Here is a 12,375-nt window from a genome sequence, read left to right on the forward strand (position 1 = left end):
TGCGCCGATAGGGGGCGCTAGGGGCACGCCAGGGGCGGGAACGTCAGAGGCGCTGCCCGGTCAGCCACCGCTGCACCGTGCCGGCGAGCTCCGGCCCCCGGTCGGCGACCATGCTGAAGTGGTCACCGGCCGCGTCCACCGCCTCGTGCGGGTACGGCCAGCGGGACCGCCAGCCGCCCTCCTCGCCGTCCCACTCCCCCAGCGGCTCGCTGGCCCGGACCAGCAGCGTCGACGCCGCCATCGGGGCGGGCTGCCAGTCCAGGAACAGCGGCAGGTATCCGGCCCAGGCCGTCGTCCGCCAGTCGTCCATCGGCGTGTACGCGCTGTCCCGGTCGATCATCCCGTCGAGCAGCTGCGGCACCCACCGGCCGAGCACCTCGCTGTTGGCCGGGTAGGTGTCCATCAGCACGACCGCGGCCGGCGATCGGCCCTGGCGTTCCAGCTCGCCGGCGAGCAGGTTTGCCACCATCGCACCGCCGGAGTGGCCGGCGAGCACGAACGGGCCGGCGCCGACCGTGCGCAGCACCGTGTCGGCGTGCACCCGCAGCAGGGCGTCGAGGTCGGCGGGCAGTTCCTCGCCCACCCCGAAGCCCGGGTTGGGCAGGGCCCAGACATCCCGCACTCCACGGAAACCGGAGGCGAGTCGGGCGTACTCGTGGGCCCCGGAGAGCAGGGACATGGTGCAGCAGCACACCAGCGGCGCCCCGGCGCCGCCCCCGGCCAGCCGGAGGATGCCGGCCGGGCGGGTGAGCTGCGCGGGTTCGCTGAAGCTGGGCCGGAACTGGGCGAGCTTGACCAGGAGTTCGGCGTACCCGGCCGGATCCTCGCGCGCCTTGGGCTGGTTGAACAGCCCACCGAGCAGTCCACCGCCGGCGCCTCCCGGGGCGGGCTCCCCGGCAGCGTCCGGGACGGCTTCGGCCTCGTCCGCGCCGACGAGCTGGCCGAGCAGGTGGTGGGCCAGCGCCGTCGGGGTGGGGTGGTCGAAGAGCAGGGTGGCGGACAGCTCCGCCCCGGTCTCCTGACGCAGCGCGTCCCGCAGTTCCAGCGCGGTCAACGAGTCGAAGCCGAGTTCCAGGAAGTCCCGGTCGGCCTCGACCGCCCCGGGCGAGGCGTGCCCGAGCACCGTGGCCACTCGCGCCCGGACCAGGTCCAGCAGGATGTGGTGCCGGTCGCCGGCCGAAGCGGCGGCCAACCGCTCGCGCAGCACCCGGGCCGGATCGCTCGCCTCGCCTGCGGGCCGGGCGTCCCGGTCCGCATCGACCGCTTCGGGCACGCCGCGCAGCAGCGGACTGGGCCGTACGGCGGTGAAGGCCGGCACGAACGCGGGCCAGTCGAGGTCGGCGAGCGCGACCTGGTCGTCGCCATGTCCCAGGGCCTGTTGCAGGGCGGACACGGCCACGTCGGTGGCGAGCGGGCGGACCCCACGGCGGCGCAGCTGCCCCGGCTCGGCGACCTCGTCCGCCCAGGGCACCCAGGCGACGACGGTGGCCGGCCGGCCGGCGGCGCGGCGGCGCGCGGCCAGCGCCGCCAGCCCCGCGCCGGCGGCCGCGGCGACCGCCGCGCCTCCGCCGCCCCAGACGGCGGCGGTCGAGGAGAAGACGACGAACTCGTCGATCGGCCGGTCGCCGCACGCCCGGTCGAGCAGTTCCACGGCGGCGGTGCGGGCGGCCACGGCGTCGGCCAGGTCGGACGGTTCCAGGGTCGAGACCGGGTCGCCGGCGCCGTCGGAGTCGGCGACGTGCAGGACGGTGCGGACTCCGGTGCCGTCGGCGGCCAGCCGGTCCAGCACCTCGGGCAGCCGGTCGAGGTCGTCGACGGCGGTGACGGCGACGTCCAGCCCGGTGGGCGCCGCGGGCCCGGCGAGGACGAGGTGGGTCGCGCCGCGGTCGACGAGCCAGCGCAGCAGGTGCGGGACGCGCACCGCAGCCGCGCCGTGCACGAGGACCGCGCCCCGGGGGCGCCAGTCCTCGGCGGCGGGGCCGGCCGGGGCGCGGGACAGCCGCCGCGCGTACACCCCGCCGGGACGGACCGCGAGCTGGTCCTCGTCGCCGTCGGCCGCGACGAGGCGGGCGAGCGCCGCGAGGGCGGCGTCGTCCGGCTCCGCCGGCAGGTCGACCAGCCCGCCCCACAGTCGCGGCTGTTCCAACGCCAGCACCCGGCCGAGACCCCAGAGGTACGCGCCGGCGACGCCGGGCGCGGGGTCGTCCGCGTCGACGGCGACGGCGCCCCGGGTCACCGTCCACACCGGCACGGTGCTCCCGGCGGCGCCCAGGGTCCGGACCAGCGCGGCGGTGCCGGCCAGCGGGGCCGTCCCGGTCGCCCCGGCCGGCTCCCCCGCCGCCAGCAGCGAGACCACGACCGACGGGGTACCCCCGGTGGGCAGGGCCCGGGTGACCTCACCCGGGTCGTCGCCCACGGTCACGAGCACCGGGTCCAGGCCCTCGGCCCGCAGTGCGGCCAGCACCGCCGCGGCGTCGGTCCCGGCCCCGGCGACCACCAGGCAGGGGCCGGCCGGCGCGGCGCCGACGGACGGCGGGTCGACCCGGACCCAGCCGGTGCGGTACCGCAGACCGCCCAGTTCGGAACCACGACGCCGACGCCCTCGGTAGGCCGCGAGGGCGGGCAGCAGCGCCGTCAGCGCGTCCTGCCGGTCGGTGTCGAGGCCGAGCACGGCGGCCAGCGCGGCGGGGCGCTCGGCCTCCACCGCGACCCAGAACTCCTCGTCCTCGCCCACCTGAGCCGGCTGACCGAGGTCGACCACGGGCGGGTCCGGCCAGTACCGCTCGTGGTGGAAGGCGTAGGTGGGCAGCTCGATCCGGGCGGCGTCGGTGCCGGCGAACAGGGCCGACCAGTCGACGCCGGCTCCCCGCAGGTCGACGGCGGCGATCGCGCCAAGCAGGCTGGCCGGCTCCGGCTGGTCCCGGCGGCCGACCGACGCGAAGGCCGCCGGGTCGGCGTCGGGCAGGCACTCCCGGGCCATCGCGGTCAGCGCCCCGTCGGGGCCGAGCTCCAGGAAGGTAGCCGTCCCGGCGGCGGCGAGGGTGGCGACCGCGTCGTGGAAGCGGACGGTGTCCCGGACGTGGTCGACCCAGTAGCCCGGGTCGGTGGCCTCGGCGGCGGTCAGCAGGGCGCCGGTGCGGTCGGAGACGACCGGCAGGGCCGGCGGGTGCCAGGTGACCTTCTCCGCGACCACGCGGAAGTCGGCCAGCATGGCGTCCATCCGCGGGGAGTGGAAGGCGTGGCTGACGCGCAGCCGGCGGGTCCGCCGGCCCTGGGCGGCCAGCCGCTCGCCGGCCGCGAGCACGGCGTCCTCGTCGCCGGAGAGCACCACCGACGCCGGGCCGTTCACGGCGGCCAGCGCCAGCCGGTCGCCGAGCAGCGGGGCCACCTCGGCCTCGGACGCTTGGACCGCCAGCATCGCCCCGCCGGCCGGCAGTGCCTGCATCAGCCGGCCCCGGGCAGCCACCAGGGCCGCCGCGTCGGCCAGCGACAGCACACCGGCGACGTGCGCGGCGGCCAACCCGCCGACCGAGTGGCCGAGCAGGTGCTGCGGGCGCAGGCCCCACGCGGTGACCAGCCGGTAGGCGGCCACCTCGTACGCGAAGAGCGCCGGCTGGGTGAACTCGGTGCGGTCCAGCAGCTCGGCCTCGGGCGAGCCGGGGCGGGCGAGGAGCACCTCGCGCAGCGGGCGGCTCAGGTGCTGGTCCAGTTCCCCGGCCACCTCGTCGAAGGCGGCCGCGAAGACGGGGAACCGGCGGTGCAGCTCGGCGCCCATGCCGGGGCGCTGCGCGCCCTGGCCGGTGAAGAGGAAGGCGACCTTGCCGGCCGGGCGGGCCACCCCGCGCACCACGCCGGGGGTGGGCCGGTCTTCGGCGACCGCGCGCAGGCCGGCCAGCAGGGCGTCCCGGTCGTCGCCGGTCACGACGGCCCGGTGCGGCAACGTCGCCCGGGTGGTGACCAGCGAGTACGCCACGTCGGCCGGGGCCAGGTCGGGGTGGGCGGTCAGGTGGTCCAGCAGTCGGCGGGCCTGCCCGGCCAGGGCCGGCGCGGAGCGGGCGGAGATGATCCACGGGGCCGGCGGGGCCGGCGGGGCGGGCGGGCCGGCGGGCCGGCCGCTGTCGGCGTCCGCGTCGGCGGCCTGCTCGATGATGACGTGGGCGTTGGTGCCGCTGATGCCGAACGCGGACACCCCGGCCCGGCGCGGCTGCCCGGTGGCCGGCCAGGGCTCCGTCCCGGTCAGCAGGGACACGGCCCCGGCGGTCCAGTCGACGTGCGGGGTGGGCTCGTCGACGTGCAGGGTGGGTGGCAGCACCCCGTGCCGCATGGCGAGCACCATCTTCATCACCCCGGCCACCCCGGCGGCGGCCTGGGTGTGCCCGATGTTCGACTTGACCGACCCCAGCCACAACGGCCGGTCGGCGGGCCGGTCCTGCCCGTACGTGGCCAGCAACGCCTGCGCCTCGATCGGGTCGCCGAGGGTGGTGCCGGTGCCGTGTGCCTCCACCACGTCCACCTGGTCGGCGGTCAGCCCGGCGTTGGCCAGCGCCTGCCGGATCACCCGCCGCTGCGAGGGGCCGTTCGGGGCGGTCAGCCCGCTGCTCGCGCCGTCCTGGTTGACGGCGCTGCCCCGCACCACGGCGAGGATCGGGTGGCCGTTGCGGCGGGCGTCGGAGAGCCGCTCGACGAGCAGCATGCCGACCCCCTCCGACCAGCCGGTGCCGTCGGCGGCGGCGGCGAACGACTTGCACCGGCCGTCGGTGGACAGGCCGCGCTGTCGGGAGAACTCGACGAAGACGGTCGGGGTGGCCATCACCGACACCCCGCCGGCCAGCGCCAGGGTGCACTCCCCCAACCGCAGCGCCTGGCAGGCGAGGTGCAGCGCGACCAGGGACGACGAGCAGGCGGTGTCCACGGTGACCGCCGGCCCCTCCAGCCCGAGGGCGTACGAGATCCGGCCGCTCGCCACGGCGGCGGCGCTGCCGGTGCCGAGGTAGCCCTCGACGCCGCCGCTGACCCCGGAGAGCAGCGCCGCGTAGTCGCCCTGGCTGGTCGCTGCGTACACGCCGGTGGGCGCGCCACGCAGCGTGGTCGGGTCGATGCCGGCCCGTTCGAACGCCTCCCAGGCGGTCTCCAGCAGCAGCCGCTGCTGCGGGTCCATGGCGAGGGCCTCGCGGGGGCTGATGCCGAAGAAGGCGGGGTCGAAGTCCCCGGCGGAGTAGAGGAAACCGCCCTCCCGCACGTACGACGTGCCCCGGCTGTCGGGGTCGGTGTCGTAGAGCGCGCCCAGGTTCCAGCCTCGGTCGTCGGGGAACGCCGACATCGCGTCGGCCCCCGCGGCGACGAGGTCCCACAGCTGCTCGGGCGAGGCGACCCCACCGGGGAACCGGCAGCTCATCCCGATGATCGCCACCGGCTCGCTGAGCGAGGCGGTGAGCTGCTGGTTCTGCTGCTTGAGCTTCTGATTGTCGAGCAGGGCCGCGCGCAGCGCGTTGACGACCTCGTCCAGTGACACACTCATCGAAGGCTCCTCAGGGCCGGCCGGGTCACGAGTCGGAGCCTTCCAGGGCCATCCTGACCAGGCCGGCGACGTCGAGTTCGCGGATCTGGGCCTCGGGCGCGGGCGGCGCGGCCGGGGCGGCGGGCGCGCTGGCCACCGGGCCGGCGCTCGTGCGGGCCAGTTGGAGCAACTGGTCGAGCAAACCCGCCTGCCGCAGCTGGTCCAGCGGGATCGCGGCGATGGCCCGACGGACCGACTCCTCGTCGCCGCCGCCGACGTCCCCGCCGTGATCGGGGAAGAGTTCCTCGTGCAGGTGGTCGGCGAGACCCTCGGGGGTCGGGTAGTCGAAGACGACCGTGGTGGGCAGGTCGTGCCCGGTGGCTGCGGAGAGCAGGTTGCGCAGCTCCACGGCGGTGAGCGAGTCGAAGCCGAGGTCCAGGAAGCCCCGGTCGGTGTCGATCACGTCGGCCGAGGAGTGGCCGAGCACCTTCGCCGCGTCCACCCGCACCATGTCCAGCAGCGCGGCCCGCCGCTCGTCGCCGGGCAGCGCCCGCAGACCGGCGAGCAGGTCCCGGGCGACGGGCGCGGGCACGTCCGGCCCGGCGGCGGGGGCGGCGGCCAGCGCGCGTACGGCCGGCAGGTCCGCCAGCAACGGGCTGGGCCGCAGCGAGGTGAACAGCGGCTGGAAGACGGCCCAGTCGACGTCCGCCACGGTGACGCAGGTGTCACCGACCGCCAGGGCGTGCCGCAGCCCGGCCATCGCCACGCCCGGCGGCATCACCCGCAGGCCGCGGCGGCGCAACTGCTCCGCCGCACCGTCGGTGTACATGCCCGACTCGGTCCACGGCCCCCAGGCGACGGACGTGGCCGCCAGGCCCCGGCCGCGCCGCCGCTCGGCGAGCGCGTCCAGGTAGGCGTTGCCGGCCGCGTACGCGCCCTGCCCGCCGCTGCCCCACACGGCCGAGATGGAGGAGAAGAGCACGAACGCGTCCAGCTCGACGCCGTCGAGCAGCTCGTCGAGGAGTTCGGCGCCGGACAGCTTCGGGGCGATGACGTACGCCAGGTCCTCCAGGGTGGTGTCGGCCAGCGGCACCACCTCGCTGACCCCGGCGGCGTGCACCACCGCGCGCAGCGGCGGCCCCTCCCGCCGCAGGTCGGCCAGGAGGTCGGCCATCGCGGTCCGGTCTGCGGCGTCGCACCGCGCGACCCTGCAGTCCACCCCGAGGCCGGTCAGCTCGGCGAGCAGGTCGGTCGCGCCCGGGGTGTCGGTGCCCCGTCGGCTGGTCAGCACCACCCGCTCCGCGCCGGCGCCGGCCACCCAGCGGGCCACGTGCCCGCCGAGTGCGCCGGTGCCGCCGGTGATCAGCACGGTGCCCCGAGGCTGCCACGGCTCGGGTTCCCCGGCGGTGACGGCGGGGGCGAGCCGCCGGACCAGCACGCCGGAGTCGCGGACGGCCACCTGGTCCTCGACGCCACCGCCGGTGAGGATGCCGCCGAGCCGCATCGCCGTCCACGCCTCGAGGGTGGTGGGCAGGTCCACCAGCCCGGCCCAACGGGCGGGCTGCTCGAGCGCCGCCACCCGGCCCAGGCCCCACAGCATCGCCTGTCGGGGGTTGAGCGGGACGTCGTCGTCGCCGACCCCGACGGCCCCCTGCGTGACGCACCAGAGGCGGGCCGGGGCGTCCAGGTCGGTCAGTTGCTGGAGCAGGTGCACGGTCGCGGCGAGACCGCGGGGCAGCGCCGGGTGCTCGGCGTGCGGGGCGTCGTCGAGGCCGAGGAAGGAGAGGATCGACAGCGGCTCGTCGGCCGCGCCGAGCGCCTCGGTGAGGACGGCCGCGAATCCCCCGGTCAGCTCGTCCGACTCGGCGGCGGTGTCGACGGGCACGGTGGTGACGTCCCCGCCGAGGGCCCAGGTGCAGGAGTTCAGGTCCGGGTCGTCCGCCCGGTCTGCGGGCAGCAGGACGAGCCAGCGGCCGGACTCCTCCGCCGCGGGCGGCTCGGCGAGCGGCTCCCAGACCGCCCGGTACCGGGTGCCGTCCACGAGGGCGCGTTCCCGCCCGCGCCGCCGCCACGCCGACAGGGCGGGCAGCACCGCCCCGAACGGCTGGTCGCGGTCCACCTCGAGATCGCGGACCAGCGAGTCGAAGTCCTCGGCCTCGACGGCCGCCCAGAAGCGGCGCTCGACCTCGGTGCCGTCGTCCTCGGCCGCCAGCGCGGCCCAGGGCGGCGGCTCCGGCCAGTAGCGCTGCCGGTCGAAGGCGTACGTGGGCAGGTCGACCCGCTGGGCGCCGGCGCCCTCGTAGAGGGCGGACCAGTCCGGGGAGACGCCGTGGGCGTGCAGGGCGGCGACCGCCCGCAGCAGGGTGGCCGGCTCGGGACGCTCCCGGCGCAGCGCGGGTACGACCAGCGGGGCCCGGCCGCCGGCTGGGGCGCCCTCGGCGAGGACGGCCTGGGCGAGGGCGGTGAGCACCCCGTCCGGGCCGACCTCGATGTAGCCGGTGACGTTGCGGTCCCGCAGCGTGGCGACGGCGTCGGCGAAGCGCACGGCGTCGCGGGCGTGCCGCACCCAGTACTCCGGCGTACCGATCTCGGTCACGTCGACCGGCGCGCCGGTGACGGTGGAGACCATCGGGATGGTCGGGGCCTGGTACCGCAGCCGGCCGGCGACGGCGGCGAGGTCGTCGAGCACCGGGTCCATCAGCGGACTGTGGAACGCGTGGCTGACCGTCAGCCGCCGGATCCGGACGCCCCGGGCGGTCCACTCGGCGGCCAACTCCTCGACGGCGTCGCCGGCCCCGGACACCACCACGGCGGCGGGGCCGTTCACGGCGGCGACCGAGACCCGGTCGGCGCGGTCGCCGAGCGCGGCGGTCACCTCGGCCTCGCCGGCGGCGATGGCGAGCATCGCCCCGCCGGCCGGCAGCGCCTGCATCAGCCGGCCCCGGGCGGCGACCAGCTCGGCGGCGTCGGCCAGGGAGAGCACCCCGGCGGCGTGAGCGGCGGCGAACTCGCCGATGGAGTGCCCGGCGACCGCGTCGGGGCGGACGCCCCACGCCTCCAGCAGCCGGAACAGCGCCACCTCGACGGCGAAGAGCGCCGGCTGGGTGAACTCGGTCCGGTCCAGCAGCTCCGCGTCGGGGGCGCCGGCCTCGGCGAACAGCACCGGCTTGAGCGGTCGAGGCAGGTGCGGGTCGAGGGCGGCGCAGACCTCGTCGAGGGCGGCGGCGAAGACCGGGAACGCCTCGGCCAGCTCGCGACCCATGCCGGCCCGCTGGGCTCCCTGCCCGGAGAACAGGTACGCCACCTTCGGCCGGGACGCGGCCGCCCCGGTGACCAGCAGCGGCGAGTCCTCGCCGGCGGCGAGGGCGCGCAGCCCGGCGTCCAGGGCGGTCCGGTCGGCGGCGAGGACGACGGCCCGGTGGTCCAGGGTGGCCCGGGAGGCCACCGACGACCAGCCGACGTCGACCAGCCGCGGGGCCGCCGGCCCGGTCAGCTGGTCGGCCCACCAGCCGGCCTGGGCGGCCAGCGCGGCCGCGGTACGCGCCGACAGCAGCACCGGCACCACCGGTAGCCGGGCCGGGTCCCCCGCCGGCTCGACCGGCTCGACCGGCGCGGTCGGCTCGGGCGCCTGCTCGAGGATGGTGTGCGCGTTGGTGCCGCTGATCCCGAACGAGGAGACGGCGGCCCGGCGCGGGTGGCCGGTGACGGGCCACGGGCGGCCCTCGTCGAGCAGCTCGACCGCGCCGACGGTCCAGTCCACCTGGTCGGTCGGCTCGTCGACGTGCAGGGTCTGCGGCAGGTAGCCGTGCTGGAGGGCCAGCACCATCTTGATGATCCCGGCGACGCCGGCGGCGGCCTGGGTGTGGCCGATGTTGGACTTGATCGAGCCCAGCCAGAGGGGCTGGTCGTCGGGGCGCTCCCGGCCGTACGTGGCGAGCAGGGCCTGCGCCTCGATCGGGTCGCCGAGCCTGGTGCCGGTGCCGTGCGCCTCGACGGCGTCCACGTCCGCCGGGGTGAGGCCGGCGTTGGCGAGGGCCTGCCGGATCACCCGCTGCTGCGACGGCCCGTTGGGCGCGGTGAGGCCGTTGGACGCGCCGTCCTGGTTGACGGCGCTGCCCCGGATCACCGCGAGCACCGGGTGACCGTTGCGGCGGGCGTCGGACAGCCGCTCGACCAGCAGCAGGCCGAGGCCCTCGCCCCAGCTGGTGCCGTCGGCGGCGGAGGCGAACGCCTTGACCCGGCTGTCCGGGGCCAGCCCCCGCTGCCGGCTGAAGCCGACGAACACGCCGGGGGTGGACATCACGGTGACGCCGCCGACGAGGGCGAGGGAGCACTCCGACTGGCGGAGCGCCTGGCAGGCCCAGTGGAGCGCCACCAGCGACGAGGAGCAGGCGGTGTCCACCGAGACGGCCGGGCCCTCCAGCCCGAGGGTGTACGACACCCGGCCGGAGAGGACGCTGCCGGCGTTGCCGGTCATCAGGTGACCCTCGGCGCCCTCGGCGCTGTACATCAGGTTGCGGTAGTCCTGGTAGTTGGTGCCGACGAAGACACCGGTGGGGCTGCCCCGCAGCGCCTGGGGGTCGATCCCGGCCCGCTCGATGGCCTCCCAGGCCGCCTCAAGCAGGAGCCGCTGCTGCGGGTCCATGGCGAGGGCCTCACGGGGGCTGATGCCGAAGAAGCCGGCGTCGAAGTCGGCGACCCCGGCGACGAAGCCGCCCTCGCGGGCGTAGCTGGTGCCCTCGTTCTCGGGGTCGGAGTCGAAGAGCCGGTCGAGGTCCCAGCCCCGGTCGGTCGGGAACTCGCCGATCGCGTCGCCGCCGGCGGCGAGGAGCTGCCACAGCTGCTCCGGGGTGTCCGCCCCGCCGGGGAGGCGGCAGCTCATCGCCACGATGGCGATCGGCTCGTCGTCCACGACCGTGGTGGCCGGGGCGGGGGCGGCCGCGTCCGGCGCGACCCCGGTGAGCAGTTCGTCGAGGTGCGCGGCGAGCACCGTCGGGTTGGGGTAGTCGAAGGCGAGCGTCGCGGGCAGCCGCAGGTCGGTGGCGGTGGCCAGGAAGTTGCGCATGTCCACCGCGGTCAGCGAGTCCAGGCCCAGGTCGCGGAAGGGGCGGGTGGCCGGGATGTCGTCGGCCGCGCCGTACCCGAGCGCGGTCGCCGCGCACTGGCGGACCAGCTCCAGCAGCGCCGCGGCACGCTCCGCCGGGGCGAGCCCGGCGAACCGTCGGGCCGCTGGGTTCGACGGCGCGTCCGGCTCCTCCTCGACGGTCTCCTGCGCGACCTGCCGGGCCGCCTCGCGCACCTCGGCGAGGTCGCCGATCAGCGGGCTGGGCCGGACCAGCGTGAACGCGGGGGCGAACCGGGCCCAGTCGATGTCGGCGATGACGGTGGTCGCGTCGTCGCGCCGCAGCGCCCGCGCGAGGGCCTCGACGGCCAGGGCGGGGTCCATGCCGACCATGCCGCCCCGGCGCAGCCGCTGCTGGGCGCGCTCGTTGTCGGCGGGCAGGCCCGCCCCGCGCCACGCGCCCCAGGCCACGGAGAGGGCGGGGCGGCCCTCGGCCCGGCGCCGCTCGGCGAGGGCGTCGAGGAAGGCGTTCGCCGCCCCGTACGCGCCCTGCCCGGCGTTGCCGGTGGTGCCGGCGACCGAGGAGAAGAGCACGAAGGCGTCCAGGTCCAGGTCCCGGGTCAGCTCGTCCAGGTGGACGGCGGCGGCGCACTTGGGCGCGGCGACGGTGTGCAGGCGCTGCGGGGTGGCGGTGTCGACGATGCCGTCGTCGAGGACGGCGGCCGTGTGCAGCACGGCGGTCACCGGGGCGTCGGCGGGTACGGCGGCCAGCAGGTCGGCCAGCTGCGCCCGGTCGGTGACGTCGCAGCGGGCCACGGTGACCCGTACGCCGAGGTCGGTCAGCTCCTCCTCCAGCTCGGCGGCGCCCGGGGCGTCCGGGCCGCGCCGGCTGGCCAGCAGGACGTGCGCGGCGCCGGAACGGGCGGCCCAGCGGGCCATGTGCCCGCCCAGCCCCCCGGTGCCGCCGGTGATCAGGACGGTGCCGCGCATCCGCCAGCCGTCGTCCGCCGGGTCGCCGGTCGGCTCGGGCTCGGCGATCCGGGCGAGCCGGCGGACGAAGACCCCGGAGTCGCGGACGGCGAGCTGGTCCTCGCCGCCGTTGTCGCCGAGCGCCGCGCAGAGCAGGGCGCCGGTCTGCGCGTCGAGGGTGCCCGGCAGGTCGAGCAGGCCGCCCCAGCGGCCGGGGTGTTCGAGGGCGACGGCGCGGCCGAGCCCCCAGACGGAGGCGGCCACCGGGTGCGGCGGCAGGTCGTCGGCGGAGACCGCGACGGCCCCCCGGGTCGCGCACCACAGCGGCGCCTCGACGTCGAGCGTGCCGAGCGCCTGCACCAGCAGGGCGGTGCCCGAGGCGGCCAGCGAGGTCGCCGGGTGCTCCGGGTGCGCCCGCTCGTCCAAGCCGAGCAGCGAGAGCACGGCGGCGGGCCGGTCCGGGCCGGGGAGCGCGGCGCGCAGCCGGTCGACCAGCGCCGCCGGTTCGTCGGTGGCGTCCAGCTCCACGGGTACGACGTCCGCGCCGAAGTTGCCGAGCGCCCCCAGCACCCCGGTGACCAGCGGGTCGTCGCCCAGCCCCGCGGGCAGCGGGACGAGCCAGGTGCCGGCGAGCCAGGTCAGCGGCAGGTCGGGCACGGCCTGCCAGGTGACCCGGTAGCGCCACCGGTCGATGTCCGGCGCGCTGTCGGGGGCGGCGAGGAAGACCGGCGGCGCGGGCCAGTACCGGTGGTGGTCGAAGGCGTACGTGGGCAGTGCGACGGTGTCGGTCGCGGCGAGGACGGTCGTGAGGTCGACGGGCAGGCCGATGGCGTGGGCGGTGGCGAGG

2 protein-coding genes are annotated in these 12,375 nt (G+C 77.2%); both read right to left on the bottom strand.

The annotated features are described in order from the left end of the window. Positions 1-43 precede the first annotated feature (43 nt). Positions 44-5,518, bottom strand: coding sequence for a type I polyketide synthase (locus ACZ6O2_RS26120; RefSeq protein ID WP_466024672.1), 5,475 nt, complete (start codon positions 5,516-5,518; stop codon positions 44-46). A 25-nt stretch (positions 5,519-5,543) separates the two neighbouring features. Beyond that, a partial coding sequence (locus tag ACZ6O2_RS26125; protein WP_466024673.1) for a type I polyketide synthase occupies positions 5,544-12,375 on the bottom strand: 6,832 nt, incomplete at its 5' end.

This window comes from Micromonospora sp. NPDC048040, assembly GCF_055587185.1.

What these genes read in the sequence shown, in the direction of transcription:
- ACZ6O2_RS26120 (WP_466024672.1), bottom strand. Translation starts at nt 5,518, where the DNA reads ATGAGTGTGTCACTGGACGAGGTCGTCAACGCGCTGCGCGCGGCCCTG.